Origin of the sequence: Pseudonocardia sp. MH-G8, assembly GCF_002262885.1 — a bacterium.
Classification (GTDB): Bacteria; Actinomycetota; Actinomycetes; order Mycobacteriales; family Pseudonocardiaceae; genus Pseudonocardia.
In genome coordinates this window covers 1-17,981 of the sequence record NZ_NKYF01000031.1, presented here as the reverse complement: position 1 = coordinate 17,981, position 17,981 = coordinate 1, and the positions used below count along the sequence as shown (strand labels likewise).

Genomic DNA, 17,981 nt, shown 5'->3' with positions numbered 1-17,981 from the left:
CCGCTCGGCGGCCGGCCGGGTGATATCCCCCTCACGTCCATATGGTCATGGAATCTCCTGTGGGCCCGTGTCGGGGACGGCCGGACCGGCTGCTGCGTGACCCGGGAAAGTTGGTGGCCACCGTCCCGGGAGCGGCACAGCACGGTCGGGCGCATCAGCGGAACTGGGGGCGTGAGCACGGCGTCGGCTATCCGGGCAACCGGGACAGCGCGGCCCGGGCCGCCGTGCGCCACGCGTCGTCGGACGGGGTGCCGCCCGACACGAGGATCGTGAGCAGGTACTCCGGGCTCGCGAGCTGCAGCGTGGGCCCGGTGGCCGTGTCGATGACGACCGCGGCGTCGCCGACCTCCGGCAGCTCGCGGCGTCCCGCGTCACCGCCCGCGCGCACGTAGTCGGCCGGGGTTCCCGAGCGCACGGCGTAGACGTTGAGCATCGCGACGGGTTCCGAGCCCGCGGTGGCCACGCAGCTCGCACTGACCGACCCGTCCTCCCGCTCGATCGTGCCCTGCTCCGGAGGCTGGACGGCGAGACCCACGAGGTCGCCGAACTCCGCCGCGTTGAGCAGGCATTCGTTCGGCAGCACGTCGGCGTCGAGCCCGCTGCGCGCATCGGGCGGGGCTGCGGGCGCCCCGGGCGCGCCGGGAACCGACGACCCGGGCGCGGGCGCCGCCGTGGCCGAGCCGGGGACGACGGTGGTGCAACCGGTGGCGACGAGCAGCAGGGCAGCCATGGCGCACGCGACCGCCACCCGCACCCACCAGCCCCGCTGCACGCGGCGACGGTAACCGGGCGACCCCGCGCCGTGGGCCCGTTCCGCAGGATTCCCCTGCCTCCCGCGACTCGCACACACGCACAGCGCGACTCGCGGAGACCCACAGCGCGACTCGCGAGCGGGGCCGGGCCGTCACCCCCGCGAGTCGGGGTCTGAATGTATGCGAGTCGCGGCGTGGGTGCGTGCGAGTCGCGCCGTGGGGGCGCGTGATCGTTGCGAGGTCGGCGTCAGCGCCCTTCGGAGGGCGGATGGGTCGAACTCGGAACGATCATCGGTCGAGGTGGCGCAGCGCCTCCCGCCGGGAGAGCGGGGAGAGGTCGGGGTGGGCGGCGACGAACGCCCGCACCCAGGCGGGGTCGGTGCGGGTGTGCTGGCGCAGTGCCCAGCCGATGCCCTTGCGGAGGAAGAAGTCCGGGTCGTGGAGGTTGGCCTCGATCGCCTCGGTGAGCAGGGCGGTGTCGGTGGCCGGGCCGGAGGTGAGCTGGCAGATGACGGCGGTGCGGCGCAGCCACCGGTCCTCGTCGGTGCTCCAGGCCTGCAGGACCGGGCGCAGCGCGGCCGGGTCCGCGCGCAGCAGGGGACCGATGCGCCGGCTCGCGATCTCGTCGGTGAAGTCCCACCAGCCGCCCGTGACGATCCAGTGCCGCAGCAGCGGCACCCACGACGGGTCGAGCCACCGCACGTGCCGGCGGTGACCGGTGAGGGAGAGGGCGAGGTAGCGCTCCTCGCGGAACCGCGCGCCGTCCCACAGCTCGCGGGCGGTGGCGTCGAGAGCCGCGGCATCGGGCAGCGGGTGCGCGGTCAGGGCGGCGCGCAGCAGGCGTTCCCGGCCGGGCTTGGCGACGCCGCGGAACGGCATGGCCGACTTCATGTAGCGCTGCATCCCGTCCGCGGCCGTGGGGTCGGCGTGTGTGGCGAGGTCCGCCCGGAGCCACTCGACGATCGGGTGCACGCCGGCACGCTACCGGCGGCGCGAGCCCCGCGGCCGGTGCACGGAGGCGCCGTGACCCCACCGGGTTGTCGGTGGTGCCGGTCACACTCCTGGCGACGGTTCTGACGAGGGGAGTCAGGGATGAAGGTGTTCGTGGCCACGGCGCAGACCCAGGGGGAGCGGGGCAGCGACTACCACTGGTGCATCGAGGGTGAGCTGGTCCGGATCGTGGAGGTGTGCCCGCGCGATCGCGGCGATCCCGACGGCGGCTGCGGGTGCGGGCGGGGTTTCGGCGGGCTCAACTCGCACCGCTCCACCACCACGGCGCGGGTTGCCGAGGTGGGGCTCACGCTCGCGGACTACGCACTGGCGATCCAGTCCAGCGAACAGCAGGAGGGCTGGAACCCGTGCGACGAGTGCGCGATGTCCGAAGCCGTCGACCTGGCCGCGATGGCGGTGGCCTGGCCGGTCGATTCGGTCCTCGAACGGAGGCTCGACGAGCTGGTGGTCCGCTCCCTCGGGGTCGACGCGTGAGCGGCACCCGGTTCAGGGGCGGCCGATCGGTCCGGTGGCCCGGTCGAACGTCCGCGCCCAGGCCTGCACGTGGTCGAGGAGCTCCGGAGGCGAGACGACCTCGAAGTCCGCTCCGATCGTGCCGAGCAGCATCGCGGGCCAGTCCAGCGTGTCGGCCCGCATCCGCAGCACGGAGCGGCCGTCGCCGTCGTCCTCGGTCGTACCCCACCGGCCGGCCGCCGCCCGCACGACGTCCGCCGGGGCAGCCACCCGCACCTCCACGGCCCACCACGCCGGGTTGCGGTCGATCCCGGCCCGCACGAACGCGGCGGCGTCCTCCGCGGGCAGCTCGCGCGGGCGGAACCGCGCGCCGGTGCGTTCCGGTGCGTCGAGCCGGTCGAGGCGGAAGCTTCGCCAGTCGTGGCGGGTGAGGTCGTAGGCCACGAGGTACCAGCGCCTCCCCAGCGACACCAGCCGCAGGGGCTCCACGTCGCGGGAGGAGCTCTCGCCCGCGGCGGACGTGTAGGCGAACCGCACCCGCTCGGTGTCGCGGCACGCCTGCGCGAGCACGGTCAGGACACCCGGGTCCACGTCGGCGGAGGCGCTGCCCCAACCGGCGGGCACCGTCATCGCCCGCAGCGCGTCCACGCGGCGCCGTAGCCGGGGCGGCATCACCTGCACCACCTTGGCGAGCGCACGTACGGACGACTCGGCGATACCGGCCACCCCGCCCTGGGCCGCGGCCTGCAGTCCCACGGCGAGGGCGACCGCCTCCTCGTCGTCGAGCACGAGCGGCGGGAGCGCGGCGCCCGCGGCGAGCTGGTAGCCCCCGTCGACACCGCGGTTGGCCTCCACGGGGTAGCCGAGCTCGCGGAGCCGGTCGATGTCGCGCCGCAGGGTCCGCACGGACACCTCCAGGCGCTCGGCCAGGTCGGTCCCCGGCCAGTAGCGATGGGTCTGCAGCAAGGACAGCAGCCGCAGCATCCGGGAGCTCGTGTTGGCCATGAGCTGATTCTCGCCGTATTGAGGTCAGAAAGTGACACTTGATGGTCCTAGAGTTGCCCTCAGCAGCCACCGAGGGAGAGGCGGAACACCGATGACCAGCACGACCACCGGCCAGGAGGCCTCCGTGACCACAGCCGTGACCGGAGAGCGCGCCGACCTGCTGGAGACCCTGGCCGCGCAGCGCGGGTTCCTGCGCCACACCGTGCAGGGCCTCACCGACGAGCAGGCCCGGGAGCGCACCACGGTGAGCGAGCTGAGCCTGGGCGGGCTGATCAAGCACGTCGCCGAGACCGAACAGGGGTGGGTCGCCTTCATCGTCGACGGGCCGGCGGCGATGGGCGGCACCGACTGGAACGGCGAGCCGACCCCGGAGATGATCGAGCAGTTCACGGCGGGCTTCCGGCTGCTCCCGGACGAGACGCTCGAGGGCGTGCTCGCGCGCTACGACGAGGTCGCCCGGCGCACCGACGAGCTCGTCGCCACCGTCGACCTGGATCTCTCGCACCCGCTGCCCGAGGCCCCGTGGTTCGAGAAGGGCGCTCGCCGCTCGGCCCGACGCGTGTTCATGCACATCGTCGCCGAGACCGCCCAGCACTCCGGGCACGCCGACATCCTCCGCGAGGCCCTGGACGGCCAGAAGACGATGGGCTAACCGGCCGTCATGATCACAACTTCGGCGCGTTCCCGGGCGGATTCCACCCGTTTTCGCGCCGACTTCGTGATCAAGGCCGGGGCCCGCCCGTTGCCGCGATCATCTCGGCGCCCGGTCGTGTGTGACCGAACGGGTTTGCATCAGTTTGCGTAGGCGTGCATAGTCATACGCATGGCGCGGGTAGCGGTGGCGGGAGCGAGCGGGTACGCCGGAGGAGAACTCCTCCGGATCCTGCTCGCGCACCCGGACGTGGAGATCGGAGCCCTCACAGCGGGCGGGAGCGCGGGCACGCGGCTGGGGGTCCACCAGCCTCACCTGCTCCCGCTGGCCGACCGGGTGCTCGAGGAGACGACGGCGGAGACCCTCGCCGGGCACGACGTCGTCTTCCTCGCGCTGCCCCACGGCAGGTCCGCGGAGCTGGCGGCGCAGCTGGGTGACGACACGCTCGTCGTCGACTGCGGCGCCGACCACCGGCTCGCGGAGCCGGCCGCATGGGCCCGCTGGTACGGCGGCGACCACGCCGGGAGCTGGCCGTACGGCCTGCCCGAGCTCCCCGGGGCGCGGGAGGCGTTGCGCGGGGCGCGCCGCGTCGCGGTCCCGGGCTGCTACCCCACCGCGGTCAGCCTCGCGCTGGCGCCCGCGCTGGCCGCCGGGATCGTCGACCCCGAGGTCGTCGTCACGGCCGTCACCGGCACGTCCGGGGCCGGCAAGTCGCTCAAGCCGCACCTCCTCGGGGCGGAGGTGATGGGCTCGCTCTCGGCGTACGGCGTGGGAGGGGTGCACCGGCACACGCCCGAGATGGTGCAGAACCTGTCCGCCGCGGCGGGCAGGTCCGTGAGCGTGAGCTTCACCCCGGTGCTCGCGCCGCTGCCGCGCGGCATCCTCGCCACCTGCTCGGCCCGCACCACCGCGTCCACGGGCGAGGCGACCGAGGTCTACGCGAAGGCCTACGCCGACGAGCCGTTCGTGCACCTGCTGCCCGAGGGCAGCTGGCCCACGACCGCCTCGACGTTGGGCGCCAACACCGTCGCGCTGCAGGTGGTCGTGGACGCCGACGCCGGCAGGCTCGTCGTGGTCGCCGCCATCGACAACCTGACCAAGGGCACCGCGGGCGCTGCCGTCCAGTGCATGAACCTTGCGCTGGGCCTGCCCGAGACCGCGGGCCTCCCGGTCACGGGGGTGGCCCCGTGAGCGTCGTCTCCCCGCAGGGTTTCCGGGCGTCCGGCGTGGTCGCGGGCATCCGCTCGGGCGACGGCCCCGACCTCGCCCTCGTCGTCAACGACGGCCCCCAGCACACGGCGGCGGGCGTCTTCACCCGCAACAAGGTCAAGGCCGCGCCCGTGCTGTGGTCGGAGCAGGTGCTCACCACCGGGCGAGTGCGGGCGGTCGTGCTCAACGCCGGCAACGCCAACGCCTGCACCGGACCGGAGGGCTTCCAGACCGCCCACGCCACCGCGGAGACCGCCGCCGAGCTGCTCGGGTGCGGCGCAGTCGAGGTGGCCGTCTGCTCCACCGGGCTGATCGGGTCGCAGCTGCCCCGCGAGAGCGTGCTGGCCGGGGTCCGCGCCGCCCACACCGGGCTGGGCGCGGACGCGGCGGCCGGGCGCGCCGCCGCCACCGCTGTGATGACGACCGACACCGTCGTCAAGGAGGCGACGCACACCGACGAGGCCGGCTGGACGATCGGCGGGCTCACCAAGGGCGCCGGGATGATCGCGCCGTCGATGGCCACGATGCTCTCGGTCGTCACCACCGACGCCGTGGTCGACGCCCCCGTGCTGGACGCGGCGCTGCGCGCAGGCGTCCGCGTGAGCTTCGACCGGCTCGACATCGACGGCTCGATGTCCACGAACGACACCGTGCTGCTGCTCGCGTCCGGGGCGTCCGGGGTCGTGCCCGACACCGACGCGTTCACCGCGGCCGTCACCGCCGTGTGCCAGGACCTGGCCCGGCAGATGCAGGCCGACGCCGAGGGCGTCACCAAGCGGATCACCGTGCGCGTCTCCGGCGCGGCCACCGAGGACGACGCCGTGACGGTCGCGCGCACGGTCGCCCGCGACAGCCTGGTCAAGACCGCGCTCTTCGGCTCGGACCCGAACTGGGGGCGCATCGCCGCCGCCGCGGGCTACGCCGACGCCGCGCTCGACCCGGACCGGCTCGACATCACTGTCAACGGCCTGCTGCTGTGCCGCGGCGGCGTGGCGGCCGGGAACCGGGCCGACGCCGACCTGAAGGGCGCCGACATCCTCGTCGAGGTCGCGCTCGGGCTCGGGGACGGCGCCGCGGAGATCCTCACCACCGACCTGTCCCACGCCTACGTGGAGGAGAACAGTGCTTACTCCTCCTAAGAAACTGGTTCCGAGTCAGGCGCGGCTGGAGCGGGCCGGGCAGAAGGCCGGCATATTGGCGGAGGCCCTGCCCTGGCTGCAGCGCTTCCACGACCAGATCGTCGTGGTCAAGTACGGCGGCAACGCGATGGTCGACGAGGAGCTGAAGCAGGCCTTCGCCCAGGACATGGTGTTCCTGCGCCTCGCCGGCATCCACCCCGTGGTGGTGCACGGCGGCGGGCCGCAGATCTCGGCGATGCTCGAGCGGCTCGGGCTGCCCGGCGAGTTCCGCGGCGGCCTGCGCGTCACCACGCCCGAGACGATCGACGTCGTGCGGATGGTGCTCGTCGGGCAGGTCGGCCGGGAGCTGGTCGGGCTGATCAACCAGCACGGTCCGTACGCCGTGGGCCTCTCGGGCGAGGACGCGCAGCTGTTCACCGCCGAGAAGCGCACCGCGCTCGTCGACGGGGAGGCCGTGGACATCGGCCTGGTCGGCGACGTGGTGCACGTCAACCCCGACGCCGTGCTCGACATCGTGAAGGCCGGCCGGATCCCGGTGGTCGCGGGCGTCGCGCCGGACGTCGACGGCACCGTCTACAACATCAACGCGGACAGCGCCGCCGCCGCGCTGGCGGCCAGCCTCGGCGCCGCGAAACTCGTGGTGCTCACCGACGTGGCCGGGCTGTTCGCGGACTACCCCGACCCGGAGTCGGTGATCAGTGCGCTCACCGCCGAGGAGTTGGAGCCGATGCTGCCCGGCCTGGCCAGCGGGATGGCGCCGAAGATGGAGGCCTGCCTGCGCGCCGTGCGCGGCGGCGTGCCGCAGGCCCACGTGATCGACGGGCGGGTGCCGCACTCGGTGCTGCTCGAGGTGTTCACCAGTGAGGGAGTGGGAACGATGGTGGTCCCGTCATGACCGGGATGGCGCAACGGTGGCAGGCCGCGCTGATGGACAACTACGGCACGCCGCCGCTCACGCTCGTGCGCGGCAGCGGCGCCGAGGTCTGGGACGCCGAGGGCAACCGCTACCTCGACCTGGTCGGCGGCATCGCGGTCAACTCCCTCGGCCACGCGCACCCGGCCGTGGTCGAGGCGGTGACGCACCAGATCGCCACGCTCGGCCACACGTCCAACCTCTACATCACCGAGCCGCCGCTGGCCCTGGCCGAGAAGCTGCTCGAGCTGATCGACGAGCCGGGGCGCGTGCTGTTCTGCAACTCCGGCGCCGAGGCCAACGAGGCCGCGTTCAAGATGGCCCGCCGCACCGGCCGGTCGAAGATCATCGCCGCCGAGAACGCCTTCCACGGCCGCACGATGGGCGCGCTCGCGCTCACCGGGCAGGAGCCCAAGCGCACCCCCTTCTACCCGATGACCCCGGGCGTCGAGCACGTCCCGTACGGCGACGTCGCCGCGCTGGAGGCGGCCGTCGACGCCGACACGGCTGCGGTGTTCCTGGAGCCGATCCTCGGCGAGGCCGGCGCGGTGAACCCGCCGGAGGGTTACCTGGCCGCGGCCCGGCGGATCACGGCCGAGCGCGGCGCCCTGCTCGTGCTCGACGAGGTGCAGACCGGCGTCGGGCGCACCGGCTCGTGGTTCGCGTTCCAGCAGGCCGGCGTCGTGCCCGATGTCGTCACGCTGGCCAAGGGCCTCGCGGGCGGCCTGCCGATCGGGGCCTGCATCGGCCTCGGCGCGGCCGGCGGCCTGCTCGAGCCCGGCCAGCACGGCACCACGTTCGGTGGCAACCCGGTGTGCGCGGCCGCCGCGCTGGCCGTGCTGCGCACGATCGCCGAGGACGGCCTGCTCGAGCACGTCACGCAGGTCGGCAAGGAGATCACCACGGCGGTCGAGGCGATGGGCCACCCGCTCGTCACGGGCGTCAGCGGCGCCGGCCTGCTCATCGGCATCGGGCTGCGCAAGCCGGTGTCGACGGCCGTGGCCGCCGCCGCGCGGGCCGGCGGGTTCCTCGTGAACAACGCCGTGCCCGACCGCGCCCGGCTGGTCCCGCCGCTCGTGCTCACCGACGCCCAGGCCGCCGAGTTCCTCGCGGCCTTCCCGAGATTCCTGGACGATGCGAACGGCGATGCAGCAGATGGCTAGGCACCTCCTCCGCGACGACGACCTCACCCCCGCCGAGCAGGCCGAGGTGCTCGACCTCGCCGACGCGATGAAGGCCGACCGGTACGCCCACCGCTCCTTGGAGGGCCCGCGCCCGGTCGCCGTGCTGTTCGACAAGCCCTCCACCCGCACCCGGCTGTCGTTCGAGGCCGGGATCGCGCAGCTGGGCGGGCACCCGCTGATCGTCGACGCGCGGTCGAGCCAGATGGGCCGGGGCGAGACGATCGGTGACACCGCGCGGATGCTCTCCCGCTACGTCGACGCGATCGTCTGGCGCACCGGCGGCCAGTCGCGGATCGAGGAGATGGCCGCCGCGGCCACCGTGCCCGTCGTCAACGCGCTCACCGACCAGTTCCACCCCTGCCAGGTGCTCGCCGACCTGCAGACCGTCCGCGAGCGCTTCGGGCGCCTCGCCGGGCTCACGCTGACCTACCTCGGGGACGGCGCCAACAACATGGCGCACTCGCTGCTGCTCGGTGGCGCCACGGCCGGGATGCACGTCCGGGTCTGCGCGCCGGAGGGGTTCCAACCCGACGCCGGGGTGCTGCGGGACGCGAAGAACCGGGCATCGGACACGAGCGGCGGCGTGGAGCTGGTCGCCGACCCGCGCGCCGCGGCCGAGGGCGCGGACGTCCTCGTCACCGACACCTGGGTGTCGATGGGCCAGGAGGCCGACGGGCTCGACCGCACGGCGCCGTTCCGCCCGCTGCAGATCAACTCGGGTCTGCTCGAGCGCGCGGCCGAGGGTGCGATCGTGCTGCACTGCCTGCCCGCCCACCGCGGTGACGAGATCACCGACGAGGTCCTCGACGGCCCGGCCAGCGCCGTCTGGGACGAGGCGGAGAACCGGCTGCACGCGCAGAAGGCGTTGCTCGCGTGGTTGCTGCGCAGCCGATGACCCGCGCGGCCCGGCAGGCCCGGATCAGCGAGCTGATCCGGGACCGGGCCGTGCACAGCCAGACCGAACTGCTCGGGCTGCTGGAGGCCGAGGGGATCGGCACCACGCAGGCCACCCTGTCGCGCGACCTCGACGAGCTGGGCGCGCTCAAGGCCCGCGGTGCGTACGTGATCCCGGACGACGGCAGCCCGGTGCGCGGCGTCGAGGGTGGCACCGCCCGGCTCGCCCGGTTGCTGGGGGACCTGCTGGTGTCCGCGGACGCGAGTGGGAACCTGGCGGTGCTGCGCACGCCGCCCGGCGCAGCGCACTACCTGGCGAGCGCGCTGGACCGCGCCGCCCTGCACGACGTCGTCGGCACCATCGCCGGCGACGACACCCTGATGGTGGTCGCCCGCGAGCCGCTCACCGGCGCCGGGCTCGTCAACCGCCTACGCGAACTGTGAACCCGTCGCGCGCCTGCGCGACCGACCCGCCCGGCCGGGCTCGAGACTGAAGGAGCAACCCCCTCGTGAGCAAGGTCCTGACCTCCCTCCCCAAGGGTGAGCGCATCGGCATCGCCTTCTCCGGCGGCCTCGACACCTCGGTGGCGGTCGCCTGGATGCGCGACAAGGGCGGGATCCCCTGCACGTACACCGCTGACCTGGGCCAGTACGACGAGCTGGACACCTCCGGGGTGCCCGCACGCGCGAAGCAGTACGGCGCCGAGATCGCCCGTGTGGTCGACATCAGGCCGCAGCTGGTGCAGGAGGGCCTCGCGGCGCTGGCGTGCGGCGCCTTCCACATCCGGTCCGGGGGCCGGACGTACTTCAACACCACACCGCTGGGCCGCGCCGTCACCGGCACGCTGCTGGTGCGCTCGATGCAGGCCGACGACGTGAACATCTGGGGCGACGGCTCGACCTTCAAGGGCAACGACATCGAGCGGTTCTACCGCTACGGCCTGCTGGCCAACCCCGAGCTGCGCATCTACAAGCCGTGGCTCGACGCCGACTTCGTCCAGGAGCTGGGCGGGCGCGACGAGATGAGCAGGTGGCTCACCGCCCACGGGCTGCCCTACCGGGACTCCGCCGAGAAGGCGTACTCCACCGACGCCAACATCTGGGGCGCCACCCACGAGGCCAAGACGCTGGAACACCTCGACGTCTCCCTCGAGACCATCGAGCCGATCATGGGTGTGAAGTTCTGGGATCCGTCGGTCGAGATCGAGACCGAGGACGTCGCGGTCACCTTCGAGGCCGGGTACCCGGTGGCGATCAACGGCAGGCGGTTCGCCGACCAGGTCGCCCTCGTGTGGGAGGCCAACGCCATCGGCGGACGCCACGGGCTGGGCATGTCCGACCAGATCGAGAACCGGATCATCGAGGCCAAGTCGCGCGGCATCTACGAGGCACCCGGGATGGCGTTGCTCTTCGCCGCCTACGAGCGGCTGCTCAACGCGATCCACAACGAGGACACCGTGGCCAACTACCACAACGAGGGTCGCAAGCTCGGCCGGCTGCTCTACGAGGGGCGCTGGCTCGACCCGCAGGCGCTGATGGTGCGCGAGTCGATCCAGCGCTGGATCGCCTCGCTCGTGACCGGCACCGTGACGCTGCGCCTGCGCCGCGGTGACGACTACACGATCCTCGACACCGACGGGTCCGGCTTCTCCTACCACCCGGACCGGCTGTCGATGGAGCGCGTCGAGAACGCCGCGTTCGGGCCCATGGACCGGATCGGCCAGCTCACGATGCGCAACCTCGACATCGCCGACTCCCGCGCGAAGCTCGAGACCTACGCCGGGCAGCCGCACGAGCAGGGCACGGTGCTCGTCGAGCACGGCACGCTCTTCGGCGAACTGCCCGCGGGCGGCTTCGACCGGATCGCGGCCGACGAGTCCGGTGAGCGCGACTCGGAGAAGTCCCTCGACGACGCCGCGCTGGAAGCGGGTACCGACTGATGTCCGGATCCCAGCTGTGGGGTGGCCGGTTCGCCTCCGGCCCGGCCGACGCGCTGGCGGCGCTGTCGAAGTCCACGCAGTTCGACTGGCGCCTCGCCCCGTACGACCTGCGGGCCTCGATGGCGCACGCCCGCGTGCTCGCCGGCGCGGGACTGCTCACCGACGACGAGCTCACCGGGATGCTCGACGCGCTGGCGAAGCTCGCCGCCGACGTCTCGTCCGGCGCGTTCGCACCGGCGGAGCACGACGAGGACGTGCACTCCGCCCTGGAGCGCGGCCTCATCGAGCGGGCCGGCCCGGAGCTGGGCGGCAAGCTGCGCGCCGGGCGCTCGCGCAACGACCAGGTCGCCACGCTGTTCCGGATGTGGCTGCGCGATGCGGCCCGCCGGGTCGGCGCGGGCGTGCTGGACGTCGTCGACGCCCTCGTCGCGCAGGCGGGTGCGCACCCGGACGTGCCCATGCCCGGTCGCACCCACCTCCAGCACGCGCAGCCCGTCCTGCTGTCGCACCACCTCGCCGCGCACGCGCACGCGCTCGTCCGCGACGTCGACCGGTTGCGCGACTGGGACCGGCGCGCCGCGGTCTCGCCGTACGGCTCGGGGGCGCTCGCAGGCTCGTCGCTCGGGCTCGACCCCGAGGCCGTCGCGGCCGAGCTGGGGTTCGACTCGTCGTCGGCCAACTCGATCGACGGCACGGCGTCGCGCGACTTCGCCGCCGAGGCCGCGTTCGTGCTGGCGATGGTCGCGGTGGACCTGTCCCGGATCGCCGAGGAGGTGATCGTCTGGGCGACGGCGGAGTTCTCCTACGTCACCCTCGACGACGCGTACTCCACCGGCAGCTCGATCATGCCGCAGAAGAAGAACCCGGACGTCGCGGAGCTGGCGCGCGGCAAGGCGGGCCGGCTGATCGGCAACCTGACGGGTCTGCTCGCCACGTTGAAGGGCCTCCCGCTCGCGTACAACCGCGACCTGCAGGAGGACAAGGAACCGCTGTTCGACTCCGTCGAGCAGCTGGAGCTGTTGCTGCCCGCCGTCGCCGGGATGGTGGCCACGCTCACCTTCCACACCGACCGGCTCGCCGAGCTCGCGCCGGCCGGTTTCACGCTGGCCACCGACGTCGCCGAGTGGCTGGTGCGCCAGGGCGTGCCGTTCCGGGTGGCGCACGAGGCCGCGGGCGGCTGCGTCCGGGCGGCCGAGGCCAAGGGCGTCGGACTGGCCGACCTGACCGACGCCGAGCTGGCCACCGTCCACCCCGCCCTGACCCCGGACGTGCGCGAGGTGCTCACCGTGGCAGGCTCCATCGCGTCCCGGAACGCGCGGGGCGGCACCGCGGGTGAGCGGGTCGCCGAGCAGCTCGACGAGCTGCGTGCGGTTGTCACCGCCGCCCGGGAGGCACTGAACGCAACAGGAGGAGCGAGATGACCACGCCGGTGCTGGACGATGCCCGCGCTGCCTACGAGGAGCTCAAGGGCCAGGGCATGCGGCTCGACCTCACCCGGGGCAAGCCGTCGGCGCAGCAGCTCGACCTCGCCAACGCGATGCTCGGCCTGCCCGGGTCCGAGGACTTCCGCGCCGCGGACGGCACGGACACGCGCAACTACCAGGGCCTGGCGGGGCTCGCCGAGCTGCGCGAGCTCGTGGCGCCGTTCCTGCAGGTGCCGGCCGCGCAGCTGATCGCGTTCGGCAACTCGAGCCTCGAGCTGATGCACGACACGCTCGTGCACGCCCTGCTGTCCCCGCTGCCCGGTACCGAGAAGCGCTGGGCCGACGAGGAGCGCGTGGTCTTCCTCGCCCCGGTGCCCGGCTACGACCGCCACTTCGGGGTGTGCGAGCGGCTCGGGATCGAGCTGGTGCCGGTGCCGATGACGCCGGACGGCCCCGACATGGACGTCGTCGACGAGCTGGTGCTCGACCCCGCCGTCAAGGGCATCTGGTGCGTGCCGAAGTACTCCAACCCCGACGGCGCGGTCTACTCCGACGAGACCGTGCGCCGGCTCGCGGCCACCCCGGCCGCCGCACCGGAGTTTCGGATCATGTGGGACAACGCCTACGCGGTGCACCACCTCACCGAGGACGAGGTGGAGATCGCCGACGTGCTCGCGCTGTGCGCGGAGGCCGGGCACCCGGACCGCGCGTTCGTGTTCGGCTCGACGTCGAAGATCACACTCGCCGGCGCGGGTGTGGCGTTCCTCGGCTCGTCCACGGCGAACGTCAACTGGTGGCTGGCCCTCACCGGCAAGCGCACCATCGGCCCGGACAAGACCAACCACCTGCGTCACGTGCGGTTCCTGCGCGACGCCGACGGCCTGCGTGCGCACATGCGCAAGCACCGCGAGATCATCGCGCCGAAGTTCGCGGCCGTCGACGAGATCCTCACGCGCGAGTTCGCCGACACCCCCGGGGTCGAGTGGTCGGCGCCGAAGGGCGGGTACTTCGTCACCCTGACCGTGCCGGACGGCACCGCCACCGAGATCGTCCGGCTCGCGAAGGAGGCGGGCCTGGCGCTCACCCCGGCCGGGGCCACCCACCCCTACGGCGAGGACCCGCAGGACCGCACGATCCGGCTCGCGCCGACGTTCCCGCCGCTGCCCGAGGTGCGCAAGGCGATGGAGGGCGTGGCGGTCTGCGTGCGGCTGGCGCTGGCCCAGCGCTCGCCGGTCCAGCGCGAAGCGAACGCGGAGCGCGCATCGGCGCAGCAGCAGTGACGGATCTCCTCCCGCGGGAGGAGTTGGCCGTCGACGTCACCGAAGCGGCCGTGCGGCTGCTCGGCTGCACGGTCGTCGCGGACGTGCCCGAGGGCCCGGTGGCCGTCCGCCTCGTGGAGGTGGAGGCCTACCGGGGCCGGGACGACCCGGCCTCGCACAGCTACCGCGGGCGCACCCCGCGCAACGCGGTGATGTTCGGCCCGGCCGGGCACCTGTACGTCTACTTCGTCTACGGCATGCACTTCTGCGCGAACGTCACCGCGCTGGACGACGGCGAGGCGGGAGCCGTGCTGCTGCGGGCCGGCGAGGTGGTGTCCGACCTCGGGGTGGCCCGGGTCCGGCGCCCGACCGCCCGCCGTGACGACGATCTCGCCCGCGGCCCGGCCCGGCTCGCGTCGCTGCTCGGCCTGGGCCGTGAGCACAACGGGGTGGACGTCACCGATCCCGCGTCCCCGGTGCGGGTGCTCGACGCGCCGCCGGTGGCCCCGGCGCTCGTGCGCACAGGTCCGCGGGTCGGGGTGGCGGCCGCGCACGAGCTGTCCTGGCGGTTCTGGGTCGACGGGTCGGCGGCGGTGAGCCCGTACCGGCCCGGTCGTGGCGCGCCGGGCACCCGCTCTGGACGGGCGAAGTAGGGAAGCCTAGCCTTCGTCCGTGATCGCACGCGTGCGGGCCGTCGCGGCCCTCCTCACCGCCGCAGTCCTGCTCACGGCGTGCGGGGGAGGAGGCTCGACGGAGGGGGCGGCCCCGCCCGCCGAGGGCGGCGGAGCGTTCCCGGTCACCGTCGAGCACTCCTACGGTTCCACGGAGGTGCCGCGAGCGCCGCAACGCGTGGTGTCGCTGGGCTACACCGACCAGGACGCGATCCTGGCCCTCGGCGTCGTGCCGGTCGCCATCCGCGAGTTCACCGGCAACCGGCCGTCGGCCACGTGGCCCTGGGCGAGCGACCGGCTGCAGGGTCAGCAGCCCCAGGTGCTGGCAGGCGAATCGATCAGCCCCGAGGCCGTCGCGGCGCTGCAGCCGGACCTGATCGTCGCGGTGTCGGCGGGCCTGTCCCGTGAGGAGTACGACCTGTTCTCCCGCATCGCGCCGACGATCAGCCAGCCGCCCGGGGCCGACCCGTACCAGACCGCGTGGCAGGACACGACGCGCATGGTCGGCACCGCCCTGGGCCGCTCGGGCGAGGCCGACCGGCTGGTGGCCGACCTCGAGGGGCGGTTCGCCGCGGTGAGCGCGCAGTACCCGCAGTTTGCGGGCCGCACTGCCGCCATCGCCGCGGCGAGCTCCACCAACGCCGGATTCTTCGTCTGGACGTCGGAGGACAACCGGGGCCGCTTCCTGACGTCGCTGGGCTTCACGGTGCCCGAGACGTTCGACCAGCTCGCCGGCGACAACTTCTACGCCGACATCAGCAGCGAGCGGCTCGGGCTGCTCGACGAGAACGACGTGGTCGGCTGGCTGGAGATCCCGGGCAACGACAACGCGTCGCTCGAGGCCCAGCCCGGCTACCCGGCCCTGCGCGTGGGTCAGGAGGGTCGCGTGGTCAACCTCTCGCAGGAGCAGGGCGTCGCGCTGTCGTTCAGCAGCGTGCTGAGCCTGCCCGCGCTGCTCGACGAGTTGCCCGCCCAGTTCGCGGGGGCGCTGGGAGCCTGAACCGGGCGCCTGAAAACGGCTGGCCGTCGTGGGGGAGGATCCTCGGTGTGGGAACCGACATCCTCGACGAGCTGGAGTGGCGCGGCCTGATCGCGCAGAGCACCGACCTCGACGCGCTGCGGCGCGAACTCGGCGAGGGCGTCCTCTCGATGTATGCGGGCTTCGACCCGACAGCGCCGAGCCTGCACGCCGGCAACCTGATGCAGTTGATCACATTGCGACGGTTCCAGCAGGCCGGTGTGCGCCCGATCGTCCTGGCCGGTGGAGCCACCGGGATGATCGGTGACCCCCGTGAGGCGGGGGAGCGGTCGCTGAACAGCACCGAGACGGTGCGCGACTGGGCCTCGCGCATCCGAGGTCAGCTGGAGCGGTTCGTCGACTTCGACGACTCGCCCACCGGTGGGCTCGTCGTCAACAACCTGGACTGGACCGGGGGGCAGACCACCCTCGAGTTCCTGCGCGACGTCGGCAAGCACTTCTCGATCAACGTCATGCTCAACCGCGAGACGGTCAAGCGCCGGCTCGACGGCGAGGGCATGTCCTACACCGAGTTCAGCTACCTGCTGCTGCAGAGCCAGGACTACCTGCACCTGTACCGCGAGCACGGCTGCCGGCTGCAGCTGGGCGGGTCCGACCAGTGGGGCAACATCGTCGGTGGCGTGGACCTGATCCGCAAGGTCGAGGGCAAGGCGGTGCACGCGCTGACCACCCCGCTGGTCACCGACAACGAGGGTCGCAAGATCGGGAAGTCGACCGGCGGCGGCAGCGTGTGGCTCGACCCCGACATGACCTCGCCGTACGCGTGGTACCAGTACTTCGTCAACGTGGCCGACGCCGACGTCGTCCGGTACCTGCGGCTGTTCACGTTCCTGCCCCGCGAGGAGATCGACGAGCTGGCGCGGGCCGTCGCCGAACGGCCGCAGGCCCGCGCGGCACAACGCCGGCTGGCCGAGGAGCTCACCACCCTGGTGCACGGCGAACGGCACACGCAGCAGGTGGTCGCCGCGAGTGCGGCGTTGTTCGGCCGCGGGGAGCTGCGCGAGCTGGACGCCGGCACGCTCGACGCGGCACTTGCCGAGGTCCCGCACGCCGACGTCCAGCTCGGGGAGCGGCCCACGATCGTCGACCTCCTGCTCGCCACCGGCCTGGTGGAGAGCCGCGGGGCGGCCCGGCGCACGGTCGGCGAAGGCGGTGCGTACGTGAACAACGCGAAGGTCGCGGACGAGGGCTGGGCGCTCGGTGAGGACGACCTCCTCGCGGGCCGCTGGGCCGTGGTGCGCCGTGGCAAGCGCAACCTCGCAGGTGTGCGGGCGAACTGACGCGCGACGTCCCTGCGAGGCTGCGGCCGGCGCGTGATCGCCACGAGCCGCACCTGGTGGCCTCGCCGACAACCCTCCCGTGCGGATCGCAACGATCAGCGCTCGCGAGTCGTACCTCAGCGCGGCGAGCACGACCACCACGTAGTGCTCGAAGAGATCATGGCCGCGTGCCTCCCGGTGCACCTGGGCAGCTCCTGCATCCCGTGTCGGCCAACCGGGACCGCCGCCGAGCAGGCCGCAGTCTCCGCCGGGAGCGGCCGGCATGAACCGGGTGATCGCCGGGAGACGGACATGGGCTGCAAGGGGAGCCGGTGTTGCCGGATCGGACCGGGCGGCCGCCGGTTGGTGATCGTTGCGAAAGGTACCTGACGTCGCCGCGACAGCACCCACGCGCTGCTCGGGTTGATCACCAGGCGGTGATCAACCCGAGAAGTACGGCACTGTCGCAGCGTCCGCACCCAGGTACTGATCAGTTCGATCACCGTGCGCCGCGTCCCGACCGGCAGCGTCGATCACGGGCGGATGGTCGTCGCCGAAGATCGACTGGCCACCATGTGCCCGTGATCGACGCAGCGTCCGCGGCGCGGGTCTGACCGATCTGGCAACAGCCTCAGGGGGCGGCTCATGTACCGATCTCGCTGATCTGGTGGCAGGTCGGCCGTCACGCTCGCGTACTCGTCGCCGTCGCCGTCGCCGGCACTGGGCGGTCGGCCTCTCCCCAGGTTCGTCGGCGGAGCTCGGGGAGGGACGGGCGCATGTGCGGCTCTCAGCCCTGAAACTGGCCCTGACCTGGCCGAACGGTGGCAAGTGACCCCCCGGTTTGACCTCCTCCGACGGGGGTGTGTAACTTTCTCCTCGTCGCCACGGAGGCAGCAAGACAGACCGGGACGGGATCTTCGGCCCAGAGTCAGCCTCCAGCACGGTGACCGCCCCGGAAGGCCCGCACTGCACAGTGCTAGCCTGAGGGAGTGGGCCTGGCGGAGCTTGACTCCGCGACCAGGACCATGTACGCTAGGAAAGTTGCCCCGGCCCGGTCCGCGAGGATCGTCATGGTGTGCGGGTGTCTCTTGAGAACTCAACAGTGTGTCGAGCTTTATCATGAATTGGTTTTGTGCCAGTTTGTTTTAACCTGTGATTGTGTCACGGGTTTTGTTAG

Annotated in this window: 17 protein-coding genes; 14 read left to right on the top strand and 3 right to left on the bottom strand. The window is 72.8% G+C overall.

Features of this window, described 5'->3' with window-relative positions; genetic code table 11:
* Window positions 1-187: 187 nt before the first annotated feature.
* Entirely contained in the window at window positions 188-772 is a 585-nt protein-coding gene (locus CFP66_RS39660) for a hypothetical protein (RefSeq protein WP_094930526.1), read from the bottom strand.
* A gap of 268 nt (window positions 773-1,040) precedes the next feature.
* A complete protein-coding gene (locus CFP66_RS39655) occupies window positions 1,041-1,724 on the bottom strand; it encodes a DNA alkylation repair protein (protein WP_369805267.1) in 684 nt (227 codons plus the stop codon).
* 120 nt (window positions 1,725-1,844) lie between these two features.
* Here CFP66_RS39655 and CFP66_RS39650 point away from each other — a divergent pair, with 120 nt between their 5' ends.
* Window positions 1,845-2,237: a hypothetical protein gene (locus CFP66_RS39650; protein ID WP_094930525.1), complete on the top strand. Its 393-nt coding sequence runs from the start codon at window positions 1,845-1,847 to the stop codon at window positions 2,235-2,237.
* Window positions 2,238-2,249: 12 nt separating this feature from the next.
* On the opposite strand, the gene CFP66_RS39645 is transcribed toward CFP66_RS39650, so the two are convergent.
* Window positions 2,250-3,221 carry a YafY family protein gene (locus CFP66_RS39645; RefSeq protein WP_094930524.1) on the bottom strand — a complete coding sequence of 324 codons (972 nt, stop codon included), beginning with the start codon at window positions 3,219-3,221 and terminating at the stop codon, window positions 2,250-2,252.
* A gap of 91 nt (window positions 3,222-3,312) precedes the next feature.
* On the opposite strand from CFP66_RS39645, the gene CFP66_RS39640 reads away from it, so the two are divergent.
* The 13 genes from CFP66_RS39640 to tyrS all read left to right on the top strand — a co-directional run bounded on the left by CFP66_RS39640 (window position 3,313) and on the right by tyrS (window position 16,825).
* Window positions 3,313-3,873, top strand: a complete 561-nt coding sequence (locus CFP66_RS39640; protein ID WP_094930523.1) for a DinB family protein — start codon at window positions 3,313-3,315, stop codon at window positions 3,871-3,873.
* A gap of 171 nt (window positions 3,874-4,044) precedes the next feature.
* The gene (gene argC, locus CFP66_RS39635) at window positions 4,045-5,064 is read left to right on the top strand and encodes an N-acetyl-gamma-glutamyl-phosphate reductase (protein WP_094930522.1); all 1,020 of its coding nucleotides are present in this window, start codon (window positions 4,045-4,047) and stop codon (window positions 5,062-5,064) included.
* Window positions 5,061-6,221: a bifunctional glutamate N-acetyltransferase/amino-acid acetyltransferase ArgJ gene (argJ, locus tag CFP66_RS39630; RefSeq protein ID WP_094930521.1), complete on the top strand. Its 1,161-nt coding sequence runs from the start codon at window positions 5,061-5,063 to the stop codon at window positions 6,219-6,221. The genes argC and argJ overlap by 4 nt, the downstream gene beginning before the upstream one ends.
* A gap of 4 nt (window positions 6,222-6,225) precedes the next feature.
* Window positions 6,226-7,116 (top strand): acetylglutamate kinase, encoded by an 891-nt coding sequence (gene argB / locus CFP66_RS39625; protein ID WP_198961999.1) that lies wholly within the window; start codon window positions 6,226-6,228, stop codon window positions 7,114-7,116.
* A complete protein-coding gene (locus CFP66_RS39620) occupies window positions 7,113-8,297 on the top strand; it encodes an acetylornithine transaminase (RefSeq protein WP_094930519.1) in 1,185 nt (394 codons plus the stop codon). Before argB ends, CFP66_RS39620 begins: the two co-directional genes overlap by 4 nt.
* A complete protein-coding gene (gene argF / locus CFP66_RS39615) occupies window positions 8,290-9,213 on the top strand; it encodes an ornithine carbamoyltransferase (RefSeq protein WP_094930613.1) in 924 nt (307 codons plus the stop codon). Before CFP66_RS39620 ends, argF begins: the two co-directional genes overlap by 8 nt.
* The gene (locus CFP66_RS39610; protein WP_094930518.1) at window positions 9,210-9,656 is read left to right on the top strand and encodes an arginine repressor; all 447 of its coding nucleotides are present in this window, start codon (window positions 9,210-9,212) and stop codon (window positions 9,654-9,656) included. The genes argF and CFP66_RS39610 overlap by 4 nt, the downstream gene beginning before the upstream one ends.
* Before the next feature lie 65 nt (window positions 9,657-9,721).
* Window positions 9,722-11,152, top strand: a complete 1,431-nt coding sequence (gene argG, locus CFP66_RS39605; protein ID WP_094930517.1) for an argininosuccinate synthase — start codon at window positions 9,722-9,724, stop codon at window positions 11,150-11,152.
* Window positions 11,152-12,573 carry an argininosuccinate lyase gene (argH, locus tag CFP66_RS39600; protein WP_094930516.1) on the top strand — a complete coding sequence of 474 codons (1,422 nt, stop codon included), beginning with the start codon at window positions 11,152-11,154 and terminating at the stop codon, window positions 12,571-12,573. The genes argG and argH overlap by 1 nt, the downstream gene beginning before the upstream one ends.
* Window positions 12,570-13,856, top strand: a complete 1,287-nt coding sequence (locus tag CFP66_RS39595) for an aminotransferase class I/II-fold pyridoxal phosphate-dependent enzyme (protein ID WP_094930515.1) — start codon at window positions 12,570-12,572, stop codon at window positions 13,854-13,856. Before argH ends, CFP66_RS39595 begins: the two co-directional genes overlap by 4 nt.
* A complete protein-coding gene (locus CFP66_RS39590; RefSeq protein WP_094930514.1) occupies window positions 13,853-14,488 on the top strand; it encodes a DNA-3-methyladenine glycosylase in 636 nt (211 codons plus the stop codon). The genes CFP66_RS39595 and CFP66_RS39590 overlap by 4 nt, the downstream gene beginning before the upstream one ends.
* 19 nt (window positions 14,489-14,507) lie before the next feature.
* Window positions 14,508-15,506 carry an iron-siderophore ABC transporter substrate-binding protein gene (locus CFP66_RS39585; protein WP_094930513.1) on the top strand — a complete coding sequence of 333 codons (999 nt, stop codon included), beginning with the start codon at window positions 14,508-14,510 and terminating at the stop codon, window positions 15,504-15,506.
* Between the two features lie 47 nt (window positions 15,507-15,553).
* Window positions 15,554-16,825 (top strand): tyrosine--tRNA ligase, encoded by a 1,272-nt coding sequence (gene tyrS, locus CFP66_RS39580; protein ID WP_094930512.1) that lies wholly within the window; start codon window positions 15,554-15,556, stop codon window positions 16,823-16,825.
* Window positions 16,826-17,981 lie beyond the last annotated feature (1,156 nt).

Bases quoted from the DNA above. Each gene is read 5' to 3' on its own strand.
- CFP66_RS39650 (WP_094930525.1), top strand. From the start codon at position 1,845: ATGAAGGTGTTCGTGGCCACGGCGCAGACCCAGGGGGAGCGGGGCAGC.
- CFP66_RS39645 (WP_094930524.1), bottom strand. From the start codon at position 3,221: ATGGCCAACACGAGCTCCCGGATGCTGCGGCTGCTGTCCTTGCTGCAG.
- CFP66_RS39640 (WP_094930523.1), top strand. From the start codon at position 3,313: ATGACCAGCACGACCACCGGCCAGGAGGCCTCCGTGACCACAGCCGTG.
- argC (WP_094930522.1), top strand. From the start codon at position 4,045: ATGGCGCGGGTAGCGGTGGCGGGAGCGAGCGGGTACGCCGGAGGAGAA.
- CFP66_RS39620 (WP_094930519.1), top strand. From the start codon at position 7,113: ATGACCGGGATGGCGCAACGGTGGCAGGCCGCGCTGATGGACAACTAC.
- argF (WP_094930613.1), top strand. From the start codon at position 8,290: ATGGCTAGGCACCTCCTCCGCGACGACGACCTCACCCCCGCCGAGCAG.
- CFP66_RS39610 (WP_094930518.1), top strand. From the start codon at position 9,210: ATGACCCGCGCGGCCCGGCAGGCCCGGATCAGCGAGCTGATCCGGGAC.
- argH (WP_094930516.1), top strand. From the start codon at position 11,152: ATGTCCGGATCCCAGCTGTGGGGTGGCCGGTTCGCCTCCGGCCCGGCC.
- CFP66_RS39595 (WP_094930515.1), top strand. From the start codon at position 12,570: ATGACCACGCCGGTGCTGGACGATGCCCGCGCTGCCTACGAGGAGCTC.